The sequence below is a fragment of the Paenibacillus farraposensis genome, assembly GCF_020736845.1.
GTDB lineage: Bacteria > Bacillota > Bacilli > Paenibacillales > Paenibacillaceae > Paenibacillus > Paenibacillus farraposensis.
Genome location: NZ_JAFFQR010000043.1, coordinates 172,505 through 196,400, shown reverse-complemented (window position 1 = coordinate 196,400; position 23,896 = coordinate 172,505). Strand labels below are relative to the sequence as shown.

At 44.9% G+C, this 23,896-nt stretch carries 18 protein-coding genes; 3 read left to right on the top strand and 15 right to left on the bottom strand.

Annotated elements, in window-relative coordinates:
- Positions 1 to 9 precede the first annotated feature (9 nt).
- The 10 genes from JO375_RS08295 to JO375_RS08250 all read right to left on the bottom strand — a co-directional run bounded on the left by JO375_RS08295 (position 10) and on the right by JO375_RS08250 (position 11,412).
- Positions 10 to 510: a flagellar protein FlgN gene (locus tag JO375_RS08295; protein ID WP_229524013.1), complete on the bottom strand. Its 501-nt coding sequence runs from the start codon at positions 508 to 510 to the stop codon at positions 10 to 12.
- A 12-nt stretch (positions 511 to 522) separates the two neighbouring features.
- Complete coding sequence (gene flgM, locus JO375_RS08290) at positions 523 to 798, bottom strand: flagellar biosynthesis anti-sigma factor FlgM (protein ID WP_229524012.1); 276 nt, start codon at positions 796 to 798, stop codon at positions 523 to 525.
- Positions 799 to 993: 195 nt separating this feature from the next.
- Entirely contained in the window at positions 994 to 1,404 is a 411-nt protein-coding gene (locus JO375_RS08285) for a TIGR03826 family flagellar region protein (protein WP_229524011.1), read from the bottom strand.
- A gap of 740 nt (positions 1,405 to 2,144) precedes the next feature.
- On the bottom strand, positions 2,145 to 2,612 hold the full coding sequence (locus JO375_RS08280) for a LysM peptidoglycan-binding domain-containing protein (protein ID WP_229524010.1): 468 nt from the start codon (positions 2,610 to 2,612) through the stop codon (positions 2,145 to 2,147).
- 384 nt (positions 2,613 to 2,996) lie between these two features.
- Complete coding sequence (locus JO375_RS08275; protein ID WP_229524009.1) at positions 2,997 to 3,560, bottom strand: ComF family protein; 564 nt, start codon at positions 3,558 to 3,560, stop codon at positions 2,997 to 2,999.
- Between the two features lie 358 nt (positions 3,561 to 3,918).
- Positions 3,919 to 6,027, bottom strand: coding sequence for a helicase-related protein (locus JO375_RS08270; RefSeq protein WP_229524008.1), 2,109 nt, complete (start codon positions 6,025 to 6,027; stop codon positions 3,919 to 3,921).
- 201 nt (positions 6,028 to 6,228) lie between these two features.
- The gene (locus JO375_RS08265) at positions 6,229 to 6,669 is read right to left on the bottom strand and encodes a hypothetical protein (RefSeq protein WP_229524007.1); all 441 of its coding nucleotides are present in this window, start codon (positions 6,667 to 6,669) and stop codon (positions 6,229 to 6,231) included.
- A 90-nt stretch (positions 6,670 to 6,759) separates the two neighbouring features.
- Positions 6,760 to 7,482: a response regulator gene (locus JO375_RS08260; RefSeq protein ID WP_229524006.1), complete on the bottom strand. Its 723-nt coding sequence runs from the start codon at positions 7,480 to 7,482 to the stop codon at positions 6,760 to 6,762.
- 4 nt (positions 7,483 to 7,486) lie between these two features.
- On the bottom strand, positions 7,487 to 8,647 hold the full coding sequence (locus JO375_RS08255; RefSeq protein ID WP_229524005.1) for a sensor histidine kinase: 1,161 nt from the start codon (positions 8,645 to 8,647) through the stop codon (positions 7,487 to 7,489).
- A 47-nt stretch (positions 8,648 to 8,694) separates the two neighbouring features.
- On the bottom strand, positions 8,695 to 11,412 hold the full coding sequence (locus JO375_RS08250; RefSeq protein WP_229524004.1) for a stalk domain-containing protein: 2,718 nt from the start codon (positions 11,410 to 11,412) through the stop codon (positions 8,695 to 8,697).
- 267 nt (positions 11,413 to 11,679) lie between these two features.
- Here JO375_RS08250 and JO375_RS08245 point away from each other — a divergent pair, with 267 nt between their 5' ends.
- From JO375_RS08245 to JO375_RS08235, 3 genes are read left to right on the top strand one after another with little or no spacing between them, the layout of a single operon-like run.
- A complete protein-coding gene (locus JO375_RS08245) occupies positions 11,680 to 13,089 on the top strand; it encodes an efflux RND transporter periplasmic adaptor subunit (protein ID WP_229524003.1) in 1,410 nt (469 codons plus the stop codon).
- On the top strand, positions 13,086 to 16,202 hold the full coding sequence (locus tag JO375_RS08240) for an efflux RND transporter permease subunit (RefSeq protein WP_229524002.1): 3,117 nt from the start codon (positions 13,086 to 13,088) through the stop codon (positions 16,200 to 16,202). The genes JO375_RS08245 and JO375_RS08240 overlap by 4 nt, the downstream gene beginning before the upstream one ends.
- 54 nt (positions 16,203 to 16,256) lie before the next feature.
- On the top strand, positions 16,257 to 17,156 hold the full coding sequence (locus JO375_RS08235; protein WP_229524001.1) for a TetR/AcrR family transcriptional regulator: 900 nt from the start codon (positions 16,257 to 16,259) through the stop codon (positions 17,154 to 17,156).
- 116 nt (positions 17,157 to 17,272) lie between these two features.
- Here JO375_RS08235 and metK read toward each other — a convergent pair whose 3' ends face one another.
- The 5 genes from metK to JO375_RS08210 all read right to left on the bottom strand — a co-directional run bounded on the left by metK (position 17,273) and on the right by JO375_RS08210 (position 23,833).
- A complete protein-coding gene (gene metK, locus JO375_RS08230; protein WP_229524000.1) occupies positions 17,273 to 18,475 on the bottom strand; it encodes a methionine adenosyltransferase in 1,203 nt (400 codons plus the stop codon).
- Between the two features lie 328 nt (positions 18,476 to 18,803).
- On the bottom strand, positions 18,804 to 19,094 hold the full coding sequence (locus JO375_RS08225) for an alpha/beta-type small acid-soluble spore protein (RefSeq protein ID WP_229524077.1): 291 nt from the start codon (positions 19,092 to 19,094) through the stop codon (positions 18,804 to 18,806).
- Between the two features lie 115 nt (positions 19,095 to 19,209).
- Positions 19,210 to 19,791, bottom strand: coding sequence for a hypothetical protein (locus JO375_RS08220; RefSeq protein ID WP_229523999.1), 582 nt, complete (start codon positions 19,789 to 19,791; stop codon positions 19,210 to 19,212).
- Positions 19,792 to 19,844: 53 nt separating this feature from the next.
- Positions 19,845 to 21,380, bottom strand: a complete 1,536-nt coding sequence (locus JO375_RS08215; RefSeq protein WP_229523998.1) for a stalk domain-containing protein — start codon at positions 21,378 to 21,380, stop codon at positions 19,845 to 19,847.
- Positions 21,381 to 21,478: 98 nt separating this feature from the next.
- Positions 21,479 to 23,833: a copper amine oxidase N-terminal domain-containing protein gene (locus tag JO375_RS08210; protein WP_229523997.1), complete on the bottom strand. Its 2,355-nt coding sequence runs from the start codon at positions 23,831 to 23,833 to the stop codon at positions 21,479 to 21,481.
- Positions 23,834 to 23,896: the final 63 nt, after the last annotated feature.

The window sequence follows — 23,896 nt, the reverse complement described above, 5'->3', positions numbered from 1 at the left end:
CTCCTCGTATCAAGCCTTAGTGTCGAGCAATCCAGGTCGTGCGAGTTGATTACTTTTCTGATCTGGATGCATATAAGTCATCTCCTGATTAGGACGACCTACAAGAAGATCTAGCGAGTAGTCAATAAACACCAACGATTGCTCGATGAGCTTTTGATTGATTGCATTAACTTCCTTTAATTCTGAAAGGGTATGGGATAAGCGGCTCTGCACACTCAGAAGTTTGTTCTTATCTTCAGGATCAAAGACAAGACGTGCCAGCTCGGTTATAGTCAAATTTAGCTGAGACCTAATACCACGTTCACGAAGAAGCTCATACGAAACCTCCATACGAGCTTCCTCCAGCTCCTCCACCTGTTTAAGAAGCCTGGACTCCTGCTTCAAATGCTGAACCAGGCTGTTTATATCATTTTCCATGACAATCTTTTTTTTGCTTTTCGCCAGTTCCAACAAGATAAGATGCTTTTGGTCTAGCTGCTCCAGCACATCAATCAGCCGCTCTAAAGGCATATTTTACTTCACCTAGCTTTCGGAAGACTGCTTGAAGTAAGGCAACAGCTTATCTGCAATTTTGTCTGCATCCACGCGGTAAGTTCCAGAAACCACTTGCTGCTTAAGCTCCTGAATCTTTTTAACCCGGTCTGTATCGCTGCTGCGATTCAGCATTTCCATTGCTTCCGGGGAAATGGAGACCTCATCCTTGCGACGAGACTTCTTTTGCTCCTCCTGGCGTCCTGTTTCCATATTACGCTGGTATGGATTAATCGCTCCGATGCGGTTGGTCTCGTTAATTTTCATAACTTCCACCTTCCTTAGTTATTTGATATGGTCAGAATGTATCAGACGACATAGCGTCGAACATGGTTCGTATTATGCCTTACTTCTTTATTTTGTGCATGGTTGCCAAAAATAAAAAACCGATAAGCTCTATAAAGAATATCGGCGGTATTTGAAACTTTTTGAATAGCTGAATACGTTTTTAATTCCCCTGTACTACATTCCACGAAGTTTATCCATTGCGCTGTAGGTACCTGAACCCAAATTGTTATTTTGATCCTGATTACTGCTTTCACGCGCGGCCTGATGCAGGTCTTTGGTCAGTCTTGTTCGACAAGAATCGCACATGTGTCCTTCACGAATCAGTATTCCGCATACTTCGCAAGGGTACGTCATATTGGGTGCATTAGCAATGGAAATACGTCCCTCACGTATAAATGCCGTGATTTGCTTAACGGATACTCCAGTAGCCTCCGAAAGCTCATGCATATGAATTCCTTTGTTTTCACGTATATGTTTGACACAACTCTCATATTCAAGCTCAATTTCTTTAATACAATTCTGGCAGATTCTTCTGACATTCATAATAAATAGCTTTCCACAGCGAGGGCAGTTATCCAAATTCATCCTCCGCAGCGCTCCTTTCCAATTCCCGGTCTAAAATTACTTTTATCCTTACATTACCTTATACTGAAGAGCCCCGTCTAGCGAATATTCCAAAAAATCCTTGGATTTTACACAACTAAACATTTGGTGCCCTATCATATATTAAAAGTCTAAATGATGATCCCCCTATCAACAAAGTGTTCTTTACATCTTATGTATCAGTATTCAAACGACATACAGGGACCCTACGCTTCCCATCTCCCCCGTGACATTTGTTTATTTATCGTCAAACGCTGCGCTATACTTGAGATTAAAAATAAAATAAGCGCCATTCCAGTTGTTTTCGGGAACAGCGCTCCATTCATTATAATTAAAATAACAATATATGAATATGACGAAATGTAGAAATGCAGGTCAAGCTGAGGAAAAACAGGGCGAAACAATCCTCAGAAGAATTCATGTTCACCTGTACCCCGAATACGATCAGGCAAATACTGTAAATCTAGGGAGTTGGCTCCCATACGAATGCTCCGCACATGGAGTGTGGGGATTCATAGCATATCGTGCAGCTAACATCATCTCAATTCATAAATCACCTGAGATCAAGCTAGATACATTTTTGGAAATTTGCAGCCCAAAAAAAACAAATTGTTTTTACAAATAATTATTCAAAAAAACATTGTTTTAGTAAAGGCCTTCCCGTATACTATAGTCAAACACTTGGTTTAAAAAACACAATTTATATGCATTAATAAACTGAATTATTTATTTGTGTTTGTTTGTGGTACTTGCAGTTCTTGACCCACTTTAATCAGCTTGTTAATTTTGACCAATTCTTCAACAGTTACACCGTATTTTTCTGCAATAGAAGCCAGTGTATCACCATCTTGAACATTTACAGTGATCGTTTTTACAGTAGCTGGTGTTGCTGGAGTTGTAGTTGTTGCAGGTTTTGTTATTGCTTGATTGCTGTTTTCAGTAGCTGGTTGAGCTGGTGTTGTAGTTGCTGCTTCTGCAGTAGCTTTAATACCAAAAACTTTTTCTTCAAATGCTTTTTGTGCTGCTTCTTGTTGTTGAATGATCAGTTGCTCTTCAGCATAATCTTTATCACGATCCCGTCCTGATGCTGCCATTACTTGACCTGTTGCAAGTGGACTCAGCAAGGATACTGCACCTATGCTAACTGCAAGCATACTAGATACTGCTACTTTTTTCATTACGTTTTTCATGATTTTTCTCTCCTCTTTTTAGATTCAAATTTTAATTAACTGCTTTACTACTGAGTGAGACACTCCCAATGTTCGCTCTGTTTGTCGTTAGCTGATCATTTATTGCCAATTCATGTTAGCTATCAACAGATAGAAATTGTACTCCTCTTTTCCAAAAAAATCAACCTCTAAATTAAAATATTCTACATTCATCTCTCACTTCCTTACTTTTTGTTCGTATCTATGTTTTTATTATATCTCTCTTTCTAGCGTTTTGTCAAATTCTGCTGATTGCATGATTTAAAAATAATCCTCCCCTAGCATTTGGGCCATTTTCAAGCCAAGTTCAATCTTTATTTCATAGTTCCTCAACGATGTCATATAACAAACACAGAAAATTTAGACTTATGATCTTGCTAAAGTCAGGCAAAAAATATTCAGATGGATTCCCTGCTCTGCTGCTCTTTCTCCTAAAACACGTGCACACGCCTGTAAAGTGCTCCCTGTTGTATAAATATCATCTACAAGCAAAACAGTAACAAACCGCATCTGACCTGATGCGTATTGAGAATCAGCTTTTAAAACAAGCGACTTCAATAGCTTCGCCATATTAGGGATAGCAGAAAAGGCATTATCCATTGTGTTTATGCGTTCCTTCTTTGTTTTAAAGCTTTGCTTACCTGTATCGTGAGGACGGGCAAGTAAAGACACGAATGGGAGCTTATTCCGCAAGGCAATTTCTTCCGCCAAAACTTGGGCCTGGTTAAAGCCGCGCTCCATCAGCCTTGTTTTACTTACCGGAACACAAGTCACTATATCTGCATTCCACAAAGATCGTGTGAGACCGGAATCGTCTTGGCCTGCAAACTCATGTCTCATCGCCTGATAGGCTCTATTCATGATCTCACCCAGCGCAGAGGCAAACTTTTCATTGCCACGATATTTGAATTGCCCAATCCATTCTCTCATCATTGGCGTATAGCTGGTAGCACTCCGATTACACACATAGTCACGTACCATTCGGACAGGCCTTGCACAATCCGGACAAAATGTCGGACGTCCGCAATGAACACAACGAATGTTGTAAATCCAAGGGATCTGAACCGAACAAGCAGTACAAATGCCATCGTACTCGGAAAAACGCCCTGTAAGAGTACCACAAGCGATACATGTGTGGGATTGACGATGGAGTAGCCAATTCATAAAAAGGCGGGTTTTTGAAATAATGCCCATACCAGAAATGCACCTTCCTTGGTAATTTACGTACCGACATGGTCTCAGGTTTCATATTTCTAAAAAACTTTTTTTATTTATTGCATTTCATGCTTCATTTCCTGAGATAGCCCTTTTTTCCGGCGAGTGTATTCATGCGTTGAATCTGTCTGATCGCTCTCTTTTGACCACGAGTCCATTGAGGAGAAATAAAAATGACACCTCCGCACGGATCATCCTTGGACCTCCCTGCGCGACCAGCCATTTGGACGAGGGAGGCTTCATCAAAAAGGTTACTATCTGCGTCCAGTATGTACACATCGCTTCGTGGCACAGTCACACCCCGCTCCAAAATAGTGGTTGTAACCAGTACACGTATTTCAGTAGCTCGAAATAAACGTACTTTTGCGGTCCGCTCTTCATCCTGCGATGAGGTACCCGCAACGGGAACCTCAGGCAACTGTTTAATCAGCAGCTCCACAAGACCATGAATATGTGAAATTCGTGTCACAAACAGGAAGACCTGCGCTCCACGTTGTATAGATATCTGCAGATGTTGAGTAAAGGCTGTGGGAAGCCTACCTTTTTGCAGCCAGTGTTTGACTGGAGCAGCCCCCAAACGAAATGGGACAGGCAGCGGATGCCGATGAAAACGAACGGGAACTTTGGCATGTGGCAGCAGACCGCGGGAAGCCTCCTTCTGCAGGGCATGCGGTGGTGTAGCAGACAAATAGATAAACTTCCCCTCCGGCTTACATACAGCTTGTGCGGCAAATGCGAGCATAGGATTGTTGTGGTAAGGGAAGGCGTCAATTTCATCAATCACGACCAGGTCGAAGGCATGGCGGTAACGCAATAGCTGATGTGTCGTTGCCAGTGTCAGCTGCCCTCTTTGCCAACGTTCTGCGCTTCCTCCATAGAGCGTTACCATACTCGCATGTGGAAAAGCAACTGCCAAACGAGGTGCCAACTCCAGCACCACATCCCGCCGCGGTGTTGCTACAAGCGCTGTCCCGCCGCGCTCCAGCACATACTGCAAGAGCGGAAAGATCATTTCCGTCTTGCCTGCGCCAGTCACGGCCCAGAGCAAAAAGCGTTCTGCCGCTAAATCGCTGACTTGCCGATCAGCGATATGGCCCGCACTCTCGCCAGGTTTGGGCGAGAGCTGCTCGTTGCAGGCAGGAGCGCTGCCAAGCATAGCGGCAGCACCTGAGCCTCGGCGCACAGCTCCGCCGCGTCTGAACCATTCGCGCCCCCTTGGCCAGCGGCCTTCCGGGCGCAAGCGTCCGCACACCCTGCCGGGTGGTGTGGACAAAAAGCGCAGTGCCGCTTCGGCGGCGGCTCGCTGCGCAGGGCTCAGCCCCCAGCGATCGAGTTCCTCCGCCGAAGCTGCTGCCGTGCACGGCACGACGGGTTTCGCTGCACCGCGGAGCAGCAACGAGCATTCTCGGCTGCGCCCAAGTGCGAGACATGTCTCGCAGTAGGCGCACGCCTTGCGCCCGCACGACGCACAGCTCGTGCGGTATACCATCCCGCTGCCACAACGGTTGCAGCGGAGCTTATGTGCTCGCACGGCAGACCAGCGCGTGCGCGGCGCAGGGGCAAGGCCAGCGGCAAAGCTAAGCCGGCCCTGCAAATATGCAAGCTGAGCAGCTGGACGCCAAGCATGCTCCAGACCTGGAGCTATTTCAGCCAGCAGCGCCTCGGTCTCCGCTACAAGCAGCTGGCGGCCTGCCAGCAAATCGGCCAACTCATTCGCTTGCCGTGCCACACATTCCATATCCAGTGCATCTATTTCACTATGGAGATTCCTTTTTGGAATAAAATATAATGCTCCTTTCATTCCTTGTGTTTCTCCCCCACATTCGGTGCCGGAAATCCAGCCCTCAACTCGATCCCAAATGCATATATGTTCTCTTGCTCCAAATAAAATCGGTTCTGCACCATTGGTCTCCAGCAGCAACTCATTCTTCAGGTGTGCGAGTATGTACCCCCACCATTGCTGGCTCCCCCATTGCTTCATATCCGCTGATTCTTTGAATGTTTCGCAAAGTTTAACTCCCCAAGACAGCGGAATCCGCTCTCCTAATAAGACCCACCTTTCGACAGCATGTTTCTGCCCGTCGTTTTGTCGCAGCCACCATGTCATATCAACTCGAATGTCCACAGATAATCGGAGATTCCATCCCCCTTTATACCTAACTGCATATACTGCAATTTTCACTTTGCATCTCTCCTGTCGCTTACAATCCTTTTCTAATTTTGTGTTACCTGACAACAACAAAAAAGCACACTCCTATGGCTTATAGCCTGAAGTGTGCTTCACATCAACCGGATCTCAACGAAACCCCTTTTGTCTTGCGTATACAATTGCTTATAACTTTTTATATCCGATTTTGACCATGTTGTCCACAATTCCTTGTCATCAAGGAACAAGTGGGATCTCCGCCAACAGGTTAGATTTTCGAAGATCAATAACAACCTGCTTTTCACCGCCCGGCTCCGGTAAAACCGGGTTTCCTGATGAAAAACGGGATGAAATCACTGAAATGTCCATATGACTATAACGCATCATCCGTGTCAGAATCGGCAATGTGTCATCTATGGACTCATCATCTAGTACCGTCACATGTAGCGGCCTCCGGTGTAGCCAGGCAAGTATGCTCAACGAGCGTATCACCCATTCCACACGATCTCCGTTATTGGATGTAATCACAATATAGCGGGTCGCACGATGTTCCGTAGATAATGCATACGCATCTTCGCCATAGCGATAAGCCTGAACAGCCTGTCGTATATACATAAGATGCACGACTGCTGCTCCTACACCGTATATAAGCAATATCAAAACCAAGTGAGCCGTCACGAAGGTTCCACCTCCTCCTATAGCGACAATATATGCCGTATAACAGGAAGAGGTGTCACGGTTATGTACTGGGTTTTCAAAGACGGGACTTTATAACGTAACCCATCCGTATTTGATGGAGTTAATAACCGCTTGTGTCCGGTCGTCGACCTCCATTTTTTGCAGAATACTGCTGACATGGTTTTTGACCGTTTTTTCGCTAATGAATAAATATTCACCGATCATCTTGTTACTCTTGCCTTCAGCCATCAAACGCAGCACTTCGGCCTCTCGGCGAGTCAACGGATTATTTTCGCCTGCGACAAACTTCACGCCTGCTTCCTTGGTATGACCTTCGGCCATAGCTCCAGTTTCATTCAGATAGGTCATCCGACGAAGCTGTTGGATCAGCTTTCCTGTGACCTTCGGATGAATAAACGCATATCCTTCGTGTACCGAGCGAATAGCGTTAATAAGGGATTCGGCCTCCATATCTTTTAATAGATATCCATTGGCTCCCTTGCGCAATGTTTCAAACACGTAGCTTTCATCGTCATGAATGGATAAAATGATTACTTTAACATCCGAGAACATCTCACGCAGCTTTTCTGTTGCCTCTACACCATTTTCAACTGGCATATTAATGTCCATCAGAACAATATCCGGTTTCTCTACGTTACAGAATTCCAGTACTTGAATGCCATCGCCACATTCTCCGATAACCTCAATGTCGTCCTCCATATTCAAAATACGTTTAAGTCCTTCACGGAACAACTGATGGTCGTCCGCCAAGAGAACCTTAATGGGTCTGTTGTTAATTTCCTGATTTTCCATATTGCTACTCCTTTCCCTTTTCCACGTTGGTTGGGATATGAATCACTATCTTGGTGCCTTGATTCTCTGCTGATTCGATCTCCATTCTCCCCTCGAGCAGTTCAACCCTTTCCCGCATACCAATCAGACCAAAGTGACCATGATCTTTACTCTTTTGCTGAAAAAGCTCTGGATTGAAGCCCAAGCCATTATCCTGCACTACGATTTTCACAAGCTGAGCCTGATAGGTTATCTCAACAAGCACATAGGTAGGATACGCATGCTTGGCAGCGTTGGTCAAAGCCTCCTGGATTAGACGGTAAATGGCTGCTTCCATCGCGGAAGAGAGACGGTGTTCCTTGCCCCTTGTTTCAAAAAGGGCTCTAATCTTCGTTTTTTCTTCATAATCCTGCACATATTTACGGAGCGTCGGAATAAGCCCCAGATCATCCAGAGCCATAGGACGCAAATTGAAAATGACCTTTCGCATTTCCTCAAGACTGGAGCGAACTTGTTTCTTCAAGTCTACTATTTCGTCCTGAACCATCTTAAATTCCTGCTTGGCGATCATTCTTTCCACAATTTCCGTCCTAAGCACTAGATGTGCAAGGAGTTGTGCAGGTCCATCGTGAATTTCACGAGAGATGCGCTTGCGCTCCTCTTCCTGAGCCAAAATAATTTTAAGACCAATAAGCTGCCGATTTTTGGCCGATTCGATGATCCGTGTCACATGTCCCAGCTCGCCTGACAAATACTCCAGCACGACACCCATCTGTGAGCCGATGGTCTCGGCGCGCTCGACAGAAGCTTCAACACTTTTGGCCCGTTTTTGAAGGTCATCCCTTCGGGCTTTAAGGTACATTTCCTTCTCGCGGAATATCATCACATCGAGCTGAAGCTGTGTCGCCTTCTCATAAGCCTGCTTGATATCTTCTTCTGAATAGCGGACAAAGTCACGGCTGACCTCAGTCAGCCGGATACGGGACCTCCGGTAATTCATCTCCAGTTGGTCCACTCTTTCAATCGTTTCCGCCGTTTCCTTCAAGACACTCTGAAGCTCCTGATTTAGCGTGACCAGCTCGGTTTGAGCCGTGTCCAATATTTCAAACATCTGATATTTGCTGTTCTCCATCACCTGGATGGCATTTTTAATGACTCGGTCTATGATATCGGCTTGAAAGTCCACAAATCTTCTACTCCAATCCTAGCATTTCAAGTATATATCATACCATATCATGACTGAAGGGTGATGGTCTTCGTTTCTTGTTCCCATTTTACAGTTATCCCTAGTTGCTCAGACACGAGTCTCAACGGGACTAAAGTCCTACTTCTTAGCACCATAGGCGCTACATCCGTGCTCTGACGCTTTCCGTTCAGAACAACCTCTTTTTTTCCTACAGTCAAATCCATCAGTACACCGCCACGCATAATCGTAATGCGCTGAGCGCCCGCATTCCACTTGGCCTGTCCCCCAAAAGCATCCAGCACATACTTGATCGGTACATACGTTGACCCATCGTGAGTTATCGGAGCCGCATCAATCGCCGTCGCTTTTCCTTTCACGTTCATGGATGTTTGCCCGATCGTCATCTGAGCGGTTCCTTTTTTGAGTCCTTCGCTACCCATCGTTCCCGGCGTATTAAAAGAAATATTATCAAAAGCAACATTACCCGTTTTAGCACGTTCGTCCTGACCTTCGGCTACATTAACTACATAGAAACGCTTGATCTTAGCCGGATACGATATATCCAAACCGCTCATGTCTGCGTTAATTGTTTTCCAGCCGTTCCAGTCGATTACTTTCGCCAGATCAATATATGCCGTTTTGCCTTGAGCATCCTCCAATTCTGCCCGCAGCCAGTTCAGGCTCTTATCCCCTCTCACATCCACAGAGATGGATGCGGCTGTTTGTTCGAGCGTTTTTCCAGATGTGCCGTTCAATTGGGCATAAGCATACATTTTGCCACTGCCGTTCGTCATGTCATAGGTCAGCTCCAGCACCTTGGAGTTGGCATGATCTCCATCTCCTTGCACAACGGAAGCTGTCCCGGTAACGCCGGCAGCATTCGAGGTAAAGTCAATCGGATATGAAATATTTTCAAAATTCTCCCATGTGCTTGTGCTTTCCCCGCCTGCAGATAGGAAGACAACTGCACTGAAACCATCATAGCGGCCGATGGCATAGCCCGTTTTCACATCAGGGTCTACCGAATTGACTACAAGCTGGTCGTCCTTAACACTCCCCTTAAAGCCAACAAACTCCCACTTGAGGGCATCTGAGGCAATGCTGACGCTCTGACCATCCCTTGTTTTGGCCGTTACCGGTATAGCCATTTTAGCTCCAGCAGCAAGCCGCCCTGTCCCACTTCCCGCGGTAAGGGATGAAATTTCATCTGCCCCAAGGACAGTTACTTTTGTCGTAGCACTTGCTGAACCACTGGATGCTGTTAACGTAGCCGTTCCTGGTTTAACTCCCTTCACAACGCCGCCACTCACTGACACAACAGCCGGATTGCTGGACTTCCACGTCACTTGTATCTTCGAAGTATCGAATGGATTGTAGTAGCTGTCATATCCTTTGAAGGAATAGCTCCCGGTCTGACCAATCAGCAATGTTTTATTGCCTTTAATGGTGAAGCCTTTAAGTGTCCCTTTAGGAGCATTCGTGTATGCACCTACTCCATTTACGATGCTGCGCTGTTCTGTACCATATTCTGTATCAAACGTAAGCGCCGCTGTCGTATCCCCCAAATCGCGGGTTACCATGGTTGTAGATCCGCCTCCATCGAGGTTCATGCCCTTCCAGACGCCAATATCTATCATAAGTGTTTGCAGCTCGCTCAGGGATACACCACTGCTGTTTTCATTCTTTTCAACAGCAATAATGTAGGCGTAGCGCTTGTCGCTTGAATATCCTAGAGCCGTGCGCGCGCGCGTCCCGCCTATGCTTGTTGTGCTGCGGGAAAACGAGGTTTTCTGGCCGTCATCAACCAATATCGTATGCCCGCCAATCATCATTTGCAGGTTGGAAGGGTCCACTTCACTCCCTGTCGATTTGACGCGAAGACGATAGCTCGTCTCTACAGTTTGTCCCACTGTCAGATGTGCTTTGGCATACTCAGCTGCTTTGCCGTGAGTACGCAAAATATAGCCATCCTGTGGGACTGTCATATTCAACCCAGCATTGTTGGAGACTTGCGTGACCACACCATTTTGTACCAATATCTCAGTGGGCGTTGTCGAACTGTTCTTTGGCCGTTCCACAGCTTTCCAAGCAGGTGTATAAATATACATGGCATTCGAGTGACTATAGCTGCTTCCGCTCGTTTCAGGCGTATACGCTGCCTTGTTCATCCCCGCCAAAGGAAAGGATGACCCATCCCCGGCATTTACCGTACCTTCAAAAGTAAACTGCTCAACCATCGGAGAACCGTCCTTGGTTACAGCAAAGGCATACATGCCTGTTAGATCAGACGGAGTAGACATTAACACGCCCTTGGATACTTGTCCACCAATCGGTGCTCCTTCACTGGAGGTATTAAAATAGTCTCCGTTCACCCCGGCAACCGCTCCGGTTTCTTTTGCCATGCCGCCTGTGCTCTGACGGGTCGTGAACTGGCCATTCTTCCCGGTCATGACGTCCAGCTTGACATACGGATTTTGCAGATCCACCCGAACAATGTCAGCCAGCGCTGTTCCCTTGGAGCCTTTAAAACGATATTTCATCAAAGTTGCACCGGAAGTGATGATTTCTTCGCCTAATTTGACAGTTGAACCGGAGGACGCACTTGCAATGGGTGCAGACATCCAGCCATTCAACGGAATTAGAGCCCCTGTCCCAGCAACCGGCCCCACCCATAGTATGCCTGCCAGCGTCAAAACAGCCCATCTTTTGGCAATTTTTCTGCCATCTACCTTCTCATTTCCCTGTTTCTTATTACTTAAAAACATTTGAATAATTGCTCCCATCTTCATTGTATTCAAACAGACTGTTCCGTACATGTACTCTCTAAATACACAAAGAAAGTCTTCCTATATTAATAGACTTATTTAAAAGGCAAAAGTTACGAAAATCCCGTCAACTAATTCATACATCGAAAAATAACGAATTGACGAACATAATAAGGGCGCAATATAATACATATGAACCATCAAGTTCAAATTATACTAATCAGTTCAGGTCCGATATTATGTGACCTATCGTGGAGGTTTGAAATCATGAATAAACAACGGGCACTCATCGTACTCACTTTATCCCTGAGCATAGCGGTCGCTGGATGTTCAAGCCCGGGAAAAGACGCCACTCTAGGCTCAGCTGCACAGCCAACCGTTGTGCGTACTGCAGTTGTCCAATCCGCTCCGCTCCATACTGCCTATAATTTGTCAGGCACTCTTCAGGCTTATGAGGAATACACACTGGCTTTTCAAAATGGGGGCACCGTAGCCAGTGCTTCCCTGCCTGTCGGGACTGCTGTACAGAAGGGCAGTGTTATGGCTCGTTTGGATGACGCAGACTACAAGCTTCAGTTGGCGCAGGCGACAGCCTCCATCCTGGAAGCACAGGCCGGGATCGAGAACGCACAGGCTAATCTGCAAACCGCAGCCTCTGCGATTCAATCTGCCGATGCCGGCATTTTAGGGGCTCGCGCGAATGTCAACAAGGTCAATAAAGGGGCACGTGCTCAGGAGAAGCAGCAAGCACAAGCTACTGTAGATAAGGCGCAAAGCGCTTATAACAAGGCCAAGGCAGATAGCGAGCGTATACAAAAGCTGTTTGAGGCAGGAGCGGCTACCGCGGCAGATAACGAAAATGCCCGCCTGAACGCTACCTCAGCCCTGAAAGATCTGGAGCAAGCCAAGGAATCCTTGTCCCTTTTGCTGGAAGGAGCCACAGCTGAAGATCATCAATCCGCTCAGGCTTCCTTTCAGGATGCACTTGCAGGTAAAAGCAAAGCTCTTGCTGCCGGCGAACAGGCAAAGGCTTCCCAAAAACAAGCCAGTGCCAACTACGAAAAGGCCCTTGTCGCCAAAGGGCAAGCAGAACTCGCACTTTCACGCACTCGCCTGCTTTCTCCTGTAAATGGCGTTATTTTAGCCAAGAGCGTCAATACAGGCGACCTGGTCGCTTCAGGTCAGGCTATCTATCGCATAGGGGCTATTGACCGTCTCAAAGTATTGCTCCCTGTGCCAGACAGTGAAATCAGGGATTGGAAAAAAGGGCAGGAAGTGAATGTGGTGCTCTACGAAGAAAGCCGCCAAGGTACCATTTCCAACATCTATCCTTCAACCAGTACCAATACGGGAACCGTTAATGTAGAGGTGGTCATCAATAATCCACAGCGAAACTGGTTGCCTGGCCAGGTCATTAAAGCTGCTAATCAGGTGACTGACAAGAACGGCATTCTTATTCCCGCCGAGGCCGTCATTAATACGGGAAACAAGCCTTATGTTTTCAAAGATATTAAGGGAAAAGCTGTTAAAACCCCCGTAGAGCTTGGCGATCAGGTGGTAGAAAATCAACTGCAAATCGTATCCGGCCTTCGTGAAGGCGAACGTATTGTCGTTAAAGGGGCAGGAAGCTTGTTTGATGGAAATCCGATTAAAGCGAAGGAAGGCGGACGCCCATGATTGAATATATCGTTAAAAAGCGAAAAATTACGTTGCTGTTTTTTGTCATGCTTATTCTCGTCGGAGCGTTTGGATTTTTCCAATTACCACAGCAGGAAATGCCAGACGTCACCATACAAAATGCTATGGTAACAACAATCTATCCTGGTGCTTCACCGCAAAAAGTTGAACAAACTGTAACCAAAGAGCTGGAGAAGCGCATTAAGGAAGTAGAAGGCGTCAAAACGATTACATCGACTTCTGGGAACGGATTCTCCTCTATTTTGATTGAATCCAAAAATGGAGTTGATCCACAAACAGTCTGGGATAATATGCGTAAAAAAGTACAAGATGCGCAAGCAGATCTTCCGGAAGGTGCTGAAGTTCCTGTGGTGAATGACAAGCTGACCAGTTCATTTATCGGCTCCTATGCGCTGGTAGCTGACTCCCCTGCACCGCTATATCAGCTCAATGATTTGATCACAACGTGGAAAGATCAGCTCAACACCATACCAGGTGTATCCAATGTCAAGTTCAACGGGCTCCCTGATCAGGAAGTGCGTGTCCAAATCGATAATCAAAAGCTTCAACAGTACCATCTGTCGTGGGGACAGGTCGCACAGGCGATCCAGTCACAAATCGATCGGATTCCGACCGGCGATATTGACTACAACGGACGTACTTTTCAGCTCATTGTCCGGGAAACCCAAAAAGCCGAGGAGCTAAATCAGGCCATTCTGACTCGGACTGAGGAGGGGGCTCCCGTCTATTTGCGAGATGTTGCCACGACCGAGCTGGCACACGCCAAAAAGGAATACTTTGCCTATGTAGAAGGAAAACCTGCCATTACGCTAAGTATTGGAGCAGAAAAGGGCACAGACGTCCCGTCTATGAGCAAAAAGGTCAATGCCAAGCTTCAAGAGTTGGAAAGAACCCTTCCCGATGGGATTCGGCTTGAAACTCTTTTTGCACAAAAGGATCAGGTAGACCATATCTTCGACGATTTGCAACGCGAGACGATTCTAGCAATTGCAGCTGTGATTCTCGTTTGTATGTTGGGCCTGAATATGCTGACTTCTGCTTTTGTCGCACTGGCGATTCCAATTTCGGTTGCCATTGCTATTATCTTTTTGCCTATGTTCGGTATTACACTAAATCAAATTTCGGTTGTTGGTCTGATCATAGTACTTGGCATACTTGTCGATGACGCTGTAGTGGTAAATGATAATATTGAGCGGAGGCTTACGGAACTAGGGGAATCACCCAAAGATGCAGCTATCAAAGGTACTAAAGAAGTGATGCTTTCAATTTTGGTTGCATCACTGGCTACCATCTCAGCCTTTGCTCCACTACTGTTTTTGCAAGGAAATGTAGGTGCATTCATCAAGCCTATTCCAGCCATTGTTTCGCTGACCATGCTTGCTTCCATGATCATGTCGCTCACCATCATCCCCATTTTCCGGGAATGGTATGAGAAACGCAGACAGAATCGTCAACCTCAACGTAAAATGAAGCCTGCAGGCTTGTTGGGCCGGCAGATTCAGTCTTTAAATAAGCTGTATTCACAAAAGCTGATGCCCAAAGTCATTAAGCGTCCCTTGCTGACTGCAATGGCAGGACTCATGCTTGGAACAGCCGCTTATGGATTGGTTCCATTTACTGCAGTCGAACTCTTTCCCGAGTCGGAGGACCCTCATGTCGCATTCAATATAAAGATGCCTATAGGCACCTCCGTTACAGAAACGGATCAGGTTGTCAAAGACACTGCAGACTGGATCAGGAAGCAGCCCGAAACCTCCGAGGTCGTCTACAGTGCCGGAGGAGCTGCACCGCAGCTATTTAGTGATATTAGTAGTTCGGGTGGAGATATTAGATATGATGAAACCGTGGGACAAGTTGCAGTCGTCGGCAAAAAAAATATTTTTGATCTCAACACGACAGTGGATGCCTGGGAACAGCATGTTAAAAGGTCATATCCTGAAGCTTTAATCACGGCACATGTTCCCCGTCTGGGAACCCCGGTAGGCAGACCTGTTTCCATTCGGATTTCCGGTCAGAATCTGAATCAGTTGCAAGCCCTTGCCCAAAAGGTAAAGGAGCAGATTGCCACAGTGAAGGGTACAACCGGCATCGTGGATGATATAGGGATTGAAAGATATGCACTGGATCTGCAAGTCAACAAGCAGGCTATGGATCAATACATGGTAAGCTACACGGATCTGACTCGTACTTTGCTTTTATTAAAAGAAGGAGCGAAAGTTAGCCAATTTGACACTGGCAACGACCTGGTGGATATTAAATTGTATTTGAATCATAGCAATGAGGAGCCTAGCACCCTTTTCCAACAATTAAGTGTGGTCAACTCTGCCGGTGTGCAGATTCCATTAAACCAGCTTGTACAGATCAAGCCTTCATTTGCAATTCAGCAAATCAAGCATTACAATATGGAGCGGACGATTACGGTAGAAGCCGATTTGAACGGGCGTACTGCAAGCGAAGCGATGGTGGATGTAAAAAGCAAATTGGTACAAATGAAGTTCCCTGAAGGCTATAAATGGGAGGTAGGCGGCGAAACATCCGATCAATCCACCATATTCGGAGATTTAGGGAAGCTATCGATCGTTGTAGTTCTACTCATTTTACTTTTGATCACTATGCAGTTTTACTCGCTGTCCATCCCTATTATCATTATGACGACCGTATATCTGGCAGCAGCCGGCGGGATCATTGGTATTTTCTTGACTGGTATGCCTATCGGTTTTATGAGCATCATGGGAATTATTGCTCTTGCAGGCATTGTTGTACGGAACGGAATTGTGTTAATTGAATTTATTGAAGATGCCCGGCACGAAGGAATGGAACTAAAAGAAGCCGTGATACAAGCTACCGCTGCCCGTTTCAGACCCATTTTATTGACTTCTCTGGCTGCTATTGTAGGAATGATTCCGTTAGCCCTGCTGGGAAGCCTTCTCTTCAAACCACTGGCCTTTACCGTCATTTTCGGTTTGTTGTTTTCAACTATGTTAACCTTGTTTGTCGTGCCGTCCTTGTATATGATTTTGGCCAAGTTCAAATTGCGCCGTCAGCTCCAAAAACAACAACACACGGTTATGACACCCGATCAGCCTTTATAAAACGCATGGAGTAATGCGGCGTGTGCCGGACTGGACCCTAAAAGGGGAGTATGTATGGAAAGCAAAAAGAATGATATTCTACAGGCAGCCATTCGGCTGTTCTCCAGAAAAGGCTATTATTCAACATCTGTCGAAGAAATTGCCAAAGAAAGCGGGATGGCGAAGGCATCCTTTTATAAATATTTTCAGGGAAAAGAAGAATTGCCTCTGGAAATGTGTATCATTCTGGAGAACAATATTGAACAAGACATCAGGGCACTTTACAGTAAACCTGATCTTACGAATGAAGATAAGCTGCACGACTTTATTGTACTTTATTTAAGAAATCTGGTTAAAAACAAAGTCTATTCGATGATGGATCTTCCTGAGCCATCCATGCTTATTTTCCAAAATGAACAGCTCAACAGCACCTTCGAACAACATGAATATAAATTGTACAAATGGGTATGCGACTGTCTGATTGATGTTTTCGGATCTGACATTGAAGATTATGTATGGGATATTACTTTTGTGCTTAAAAGTGTTGTATTTGAATATATTCGTTTCTTTGCGGACCGAATGAATGATGAAACTGTTGAGCATCTTGCGCAATTCCTCCTCTACTTAACCAAATCCCTGGTTGCCAGTCTGAATAGTACTGATTTAGCCCCTAATTTATGGAGCGACCAGGGCTGGCTGACTGGAATTATACTAAGCAATCCCTTTGATCAGGGGCGCAGGGTCCTAAGCCTTTTCCACTCTTTAGAAGACAGTATACTGCTGTCTTCATGGAGTTTGGAGGAGAAGCAGGAATACCAGCAAATTTCCACCCTGCTTAAGGAAGAAGCTTTGAAAGCGAGCCCTCAGAAAGGGCTCCTAAAAGCTTTATTTTCGTATTTAGAGCAGCAAAAGGAACTGGAAAAGACTTGCCATTTGCTCAAAAATGCATTGAACCTTAAGCCAAATCCGGACTAACGGTAGTCCAGTGCATTCACGGTAAAGGTATGCTCATTGTGAAACACACCAAAAAAAGACTGTCTCATTGTAATGAGACAGTCTTTTGGGTTTTATTTCAATAAAATTGCGAGGAATTACAGACCCGCTTGTTCTTTCAGTGTTTCTGCCTTATCTACGTTCTCCCAAGGTACATCCAGATCTGTACGGCCAAAGTGACCGTAGGCAGCCGTTTGCTTGTAGATTGGACGACGCAGATCCAGCATACGGATGATACCTGCCGGACGAAGATCGAAATTGCTCCGGATTAACTCAACTAATTTCTCATCGCTTACTTTACCCGTACCATATGTATCGACATTAATCGAAACCGGGGTAGCTACACCAATGGCATATGCAAGCTGAATTTCAACCTTGTCCGCCAATCCAGCCGCCACGAGGTTTTTGGCTACATAACGAGCAGCGTAAGCAGCGGAGCGATCCACTTTGGTTGGATCCTTACCAGAGAATGCTCCCCCGCCATGACGTGCATAACCACCGTACGTATCGACGATAATTTTGCGGCCTGTCAAACCCGCATCCCCTTGAGGACCACCAATCACAAAGCGTCCCGTTGGATTGATATAATATTTGGTTTGCTCATCCAGCAGCTCAGCAGGAACAACCGGTAAAATAACCTTCTCTTTGATGTCTGCTTGAATTTGCTCCAATGTAATATCCTCAGCATGTTGTGTAGAAACTACAATGGTATCGATACGAACAGGCTTACCGTTTTCATACTCTACCGTTACTTGCGTTTTACCGTCTGGACGAAGGTAATTGAGTGTTCCATCTTTGCGCACTTCAGACAAACGGCGAGCAATACGATGGGACATAGCGATTGGCAAAGGCATCAGTTCAGGAGTTTCATTCGTAGCAAAACCGAACATCAAGCCCTGATCTCCTGCACCGATATTTTCGGTTTCTTTATCTACTTCAGCTGGATCACGGCTCTCCAAGGCAGCATTAACCCCTTGAGCAATGTCCGGGGATTGTTCATTTAAAGAAGTTAATACAGCGCAAGTATTATAGTCAAAACCATATTTTGCACGTGTATAGCCGATTTCCTTAATTGTATTGCGAACAATGGATGGAATATCCACGTATTCTGATTTGGAGCTGATTTCACCAATGACGAGAACGAGACCGGTAGCTACCGACACTTCACACGCTACCCGCGCATTAGGGTCATTAGCCAAAAAGGCGTCCAATACCGCATCGGATATCTGATCACAAATTTTATCCGGATGGCCTTCTGTTACAGACTCGGATGTAAACAAATGACGGCCCTTGACAGACATGATCTTTAACCTCCCATAATTAAATTACATGAGGATTTATAGTAAATCCTGACATGATAAGTATTATTCTGGCACCTTCATAGCCAACATATGACAAAAAGGTGTCTTTTTCACATGATTAACAAAAAATGAACCTTTTCCTACCGGAAAAGGTTGTATATAAACCTCAATGCCATAATATCTTATTTAAAACCAGGTGTCAACTCATATTGCTTACAACCGGTTCGTTGTTGAGGTAAGTTTACATGTGGATCATTTTTGACTCACATATAAGTCCCCTAATGGATAAGCTTCGTATTTTTTCTGGAATGTGAGAAATCATTGCAATTTATAATGTACCGAATTCAGACAAGCTGCGCTCGGCAGATTGTACCAATCGCTTTGTTATTTCTCCGCCAACAGAGCCATTTTGTCTTGAAGTTAGGTCGCGCCACTCCACATTCCCAGTCCCCGCAAGCTCTCCCAACTCAGCAGCAAACTCACTGTCTGCCTTGGGCTGTATATGTGCATATTGAGGATTATAGACAGGTAGTCCAAATTCAGCAGCGATCTCATACTTCAAATCCTGTAATCTGGCACGGCTTTCGGGAATTAATTGTCTTTGACCTCTTGAAGCCATCATACACACCTCCATGATAATCTAATGTTTTCATGAAGTTAGTGTGCAGCGATTACAGGTGGCTTAGCCAAGCACAATTTGTTATCACAAGCAGTATTTACGAACAAGAGCAGTTTTACTGTACCGTATATCCGCCTCGCACCATAACCACCAATCCAAACTTCTGCCCTTCTTTTACCTGAATACCTCTTCCTTCTCTAGGAAAAGATAATAAATGGTTCTTTTCGACAGCCTGATTATGAATAATTTCCGTTCCTGACGTAATATCAACGGCACCACTGGCATCCATACTATATACAACAGCATATCCATTACGTAAAATAAATTCCGAGCCAGCTTTGGCAATCAGCTTTTGCCCAGGCTTTACATCAACAACCTTCAACTCTTCGGTCTGTCCTACCGCTGTGGAAGCTTTATCTGTACTAGATGCTCCCGATTTCGTAGCGTTGGAAGCAGCGCTTGTTGTGGGTGTTGCTGTATTGGTCGTTTTACTAGTTGTGCTACTTGCTGGTGTTTCACCTTTGATGGCCTGAGCAATCTTTTGGTCGACGTAGCTTTTGGTTACGACTGGATCATCAGCGGTACCTGGTTGTCCAGAGCTGGAGGCTCCATTTGCTGCGTTGTTCATTAAGGAGCCTGCAACAATACCTCCTCCAAGTAAAACTGCAGCCAACGATACTTTGTAGCGTGATTTCATGCTGATCCTCCTACAGCAAGTTAATGCTTATGTTGGAAATTTTATACTCGATATTATTGACTTGCACCGGAAGCAGCACCTTGTAGAACCCAAGGCTTTTTATAAGCGAACTTATAGGTATCTATACTTGCGAGTAAATCTTCCGCTTGTTGCTCAGCAGTAGTCACTTTCAAATTAGCTTCCTGAACCTGAAGCTCAGTAGCTAGACCGACGTCAAACTGCTTTTTAGCCATATCAGCCGCACTTCTGGCACTTACCAAACCAGCTTGAATTTGCGTATACTGACTTTCCAAGCTTTTGATGCTGTTATAAATTGTTCTGACAGCTTCTTCAAGTGTTCTTTTTGTACTCTCTGTTGCATACTGAGCTTTGTCCACATTGAGCTGTTCAGCTTCGTACGGTGTATTCCCTTGAGTATTAAAATTATAAAGTTTCAAGCTTAACTCAGCTAAATCCACTTGTTGCTCTTTTAACCAAATAGCTGTACTACTTGTGAGTACTTGGCTAACTGTAGTTTCTACATCATCTTTAAATTCAGAATAAACTGGCTTATCTTTTAATTCATAACGCTGTTCTGGTTTATAGCCAATCACTTGATTCAAAGATACATATGCACTATCCAAGTCTTTTTTAGCCTTGTCTAAAGCAGCTTGATTTTGGGTTAGCTGATTGGTCGCTTGGGTAACCTCATAATCACTCGACATTTGATTATCTCGTTTAATTTGCACAACTTTCAGCTTGCGCTCGGCATCTTCAATATTCAAAGCAGCTAATTTAACTGCATTTTGCTTTTGAAGAAGCTTGTTATAAAGATCCTTCACATTATATTCAATGCCTTCTTTGGTCATTTCCAGGTTCTTTTTGGCAGCCTCATAGTTAAGGTTCGTTTGGGCATAACCCTTAAAGGCCTTATCTTGTGCTTCAACACCTGCTTCTGCAGGAACAAAGTCAATATCTTTGCCTGTTTCCTTCATAATCTTACCGGCCTGATCGATATTCACTTCTCCTGTTTTAACTGCAGTGCTATCAGCTATAGCCAGTTTAACTGCATCATTGTAAGTCAAAGAATCACTATAGTAGGTATCATAAGTAACTTTAGTCACAGGAGCTGCTAAAGGCTTACTGGATAAACTGTTGGTTTGATCAGCAGTGCTTCCATTAGCCTGGTTTGAAATCGTTACTGTTCGTACAGTCTGATTCCAATCTACTTTGGCACCTAATGATTGGCTCACAAAACGTAATGGAACGAATACTTGCCCCTTTTGAATTTGAGTTGCGACATCCAGTTGCACAGGCGCGCTGTTTTTATAGGCAAGTTTAGAGCCAACATTTAAAGTCAACGTATATCCATTTTTGGATGCCGTTACTTTTTTAGCTTTGCTATCCCACCCCACTTGCGCTCCCAAGCTTTCAAAAACGCCGCGAAGAGGCACCAAGGTTGTATTTTGACTAATCAATGGGGACTGTGTATATTGCTGAGTTACGCCGTTAATAATAACCTTTATATCACCTGATTGAGCTCCTGCAAGATTGGCAAACGCAGAGGTAAGGGCCAATGTGGACAGTAGTGCCACGCCAAAACGTTTCATAATTTCTCTCCTTTGTCAATAGGGTTAATAAAAGAAAAGGGCTCCAAAAGGAACCCTCTTCTCATCTAATTCAGTTAACTCAAAAGAGTTACTCTTAATTACTTATTGTTTTCAACAGTAACTGTTTTTGCAGTTGCATCATAGTTAATGGATGCATCCAGCGCTCTACCTACCCAAGAGATTGGCAGTACAGTACGGTTTTTGTTAGTTACAGCTTTAACGTCCATACGAATCACAGAACCGTTAACAGTCAACAGGTTTGTGTTCAGTTTGATTTGAGCAACTGTGCTACCTTTGATCAGGGTAACTGTGGAAGTTGCTTTGTCAAACAGGATGTTTTGTGGGGATACACCCAAAGCTTCAGCTGCATAACGTACTGGCAAGTAAGTGCGTCCGTTTTCAGCGTAAGGAGCTACTTCTGCTGTTTTAGTTTTACCATCAACAGTGTAAGAAGTGCTTCCCAGTGTGAAGACAGCTTTAGTGCTAGTAGCACCTGGAGCCGGAGTTCCAATAGTTGCGATTGCTACTTCAGCAGCTGCAGTGTTGTTGTCTTTCCAGTTTTGAGTGTTATCAGTTGCGCCTTTGTATGCAGTGTAAGAAACTGCGCTACCTTTCAGCTTAGCAACGATATCGCCTTGAGCTACAGTACGGTCAACATTCAGCTTAGGAGCCGTGATTGTGATTGTACTTGGAGTAGCACTTTCGCTGTCGATGTAGAAGCTCAGACGGCCTTTGTTGCTATCGCCATAAGTATCAGTAGATACGCTCTTCACTTTAACGTCACCAGCTGTAACTTTTACTTCTGGAGTAGAAGCAAAACGTACGCCTGTTGGCAATTCCAAGATTACTTCGCGGCTACCGTCTTTCTTAACGAAAGCTTCTTTAGCAGCTTCAGTGATTGTGATGTCGCCAATTTGTTGGTCGCCCAGACCGATTGTCAGGCTTGGTTTGGAAGCAACAGCCATAGTAACTGCTTGTTTCACAGTTGCAACCTTAACAGTACCGTTCAGACCTTGGCTACCACCAACTTCAACGTTCAGGTCGCCAGAGAAGCCAGGTTGTGTAGCAACTTCAACGTTTTTCAGTTTCAAAGTACCAGCGTCAGTTGTGCTGTTAACATTTTTGAAAGTCAGTTTCAAAGTACGTTTGTCAGAGTCAGTGTAAGAAACATCTGCTCCACCCAATCCATTAGTGTTCTCCATAGAACCTACGAAGTCGCTTCCTGGGTTGTTGCTTTTAAAAGTTGACTGCCAACGAGCACCTTCAGGCAGACGCAAAGTTACAGTACGTCCATTAACAAAAGATTTAGCAACAGTTTCTTTAATTACAACGTCGCCAATTTTTTGTTCGTCATGGCCAGCAAGGATTGTAGTTGGAGTAGCAACGGAAACGCCACCACCGATTTGACCATAGCTACCAAGTACGAGGGAGCTAACGTCAGTTGTTGTGCTACCGGAAATGTTAGCTGTAACATCGCCTTGTTTAGCGCTAGTTTCATCATCAACGTGGAACTTTACAGGCAATTGGAAAGATGTTTGTTTAGTGCTTTGTTTTTTCAGGGACAAAGTCAAAGTGTCGCCATCAGGTCTAGCAACTACGTCGCCAGAAGCGATATCACCATAAAGGACGGTTGCATCACCAGTAGTATCCCATTTGAAACCACTTGGCAATTTGAATTTAATGTTGTTGTTGTTAGCCAATGAACCAGCAGTTTCTTCTTTAACTTTCAAAGTTGCAGAAAAGTTGTCTTGGCTGGAAACAGTATCAGCTGCGGACAAGGATACTTGACCGGAAGATACTACATTCGCGATTGTAACTTCACCGCTAGTCAAACCACTTGCGGAAGCAGCATCAATAGATACTTTTACAGGTCCGTTGCTAGGTCCAGTAACGTTGATTTTACCAAAGTTCAGGTAAATGTCAGCAGTATCTTTGGAGTTGCTGAAATTCACAGTTACTTTTGCAGAGTTGTTAGTCAGCTTAGTAACTTCTACTGCATTAGCTTCGTTATATCCAGTAGATTTAGTATCGAGCGAGTTATCTTGTGGATCCAAGTATACGCCCAAACCATAAGTATCGTCAGTAGCAGTAGTTACGCGACTAACACCGTTACCAGCGCCAGCAAATTCAAAACCTTTTGGCAAAGTTACTGTGAAGGATGCGCCAGCAGCGATGGAAGCTTGGCTAATGCTAACTCTTGCTCTACCCAATGTAGCGTTAGATTGTGCACTAGAACTAATGCTAGGAGTGCTCAGAGCTTGGTAGCTAGAAGCAGCGTGGATTGCAGTTGGAGCAGTCAAAGCCGCGATTGGAGCTGCAACACCAGCAACCAATGTTGCTGTTGCCAGCACGTTGATCATTTTTTTGTTAAACTTTGTCATAACCTTTTTTTCTCCTCCTTGAATATAAACAGAAATATTATTTTTGTCTTTTTGTCGGATCTTGTCACTCATCAGTCGTTACACCTCCTTTCCGAGCTTTATGAGAACCCTTATAAAATGATATCTGTGACAATA

Coding starts and splice junctions, on each gene's coding strand:
- flgM (WP_229524012.1), bottom strand. CDS start 798: ATGAAAATTAACGAGACCAACCGCATCGGAGCGATTAATCCATACCAG.
- JO375_RS08210 (WP_229523997.1), bottom strand. CDS start 23,833: ATGAGTGACAAGATCCGACAAAAAGACAAAAATAATATTTCTGTTTAT.
- JO375_RS08220 (WP_229523999.1), bottom strand. CDS start 19,791: ATGAAATCACGCTACAAAGTATCGTTGGCTGCAGTTTTACTTGGAGGA.
- JO375_RS08215 (WP_229523998.1), bottom strand. CDS start 21,380: ATGAAACGTTTTGGCGTGGCACTACTGTCCACATTGGCCCTTACCTCT.
- JO375_RS08285 (WP_229524011.1), bottom strand. CDS start 1,404: ATGAATTTGGATAACTGCCCTCGCTGTGGAAAGCTATTTATTATGAAT.
- JO375_RS08235 (WP_229524001.1), top strand. CDS start 16,257: ATGGAAAGCAAAAAGAATGATATTCTACAGGCAGCCATTCGGCTGTTC.
- JO375_RS08275 (WP_229524009.1), bottom strand. CDS start 3,560: ATGAGAGAATGGATTGGGCAATTCAAATATCGTGGCAATGAAAAGTTT.
- JO375_RS08295 (WP_229524013.1), bottom strand. CDS start 510: ATGCCTTTAGAGCGGCTGATTGATGTGCTGGAGCAGCTAGACCAAAAG.
- JO375_RS08260 (WP_229524006.1), bottom strand. CDS start 7,482: ATGGAAAATCAGGAAATTAACAACAGACCCATTAAGGTTCTCTTGGCG.
- JO375_RS08250 (WP_229524004.1), bottom strand. CDS start 11,412: ATGTTTTTAAGTAATAAGAAACAGGGAAATGAGAAGGTAGATGGCAGA.
- JO375_RS08240 (WP_229524002.1), top strand. CDS start 13,086: ATGATTGAATATATCGTTAAAAAGCGAAAAATTACGTTGCTGTTTTTT.
- JO375_RS08280 (WP_229524010.1), bottom strand. CDS start 2,612: ATGAAAAACGTAATGAAAAAAGTAGCAGTATCTAGTATGCTTGCAGTT.
- JO375_RS08245 (WP_229524003.1), top strand. CDS start 11,680: ATGAATAAACAACGGGCACTCATCGTACTCACTTTATCCCTGAGCATA.
- metK (WP_229524000.1), bottom strand. CDS start 18,475: ATGTCTGTCAAGGGCCGTCATTTGTTTACATCCGAGTCTGTAACAGAA.
- JO375_RS08225 (WP_229524077.1), bottom strand. CDS start 19,094: ATGGCTTCAAGAGGTCAAAGACAATTAATTCCCGAAAGCCGTGCCAGA.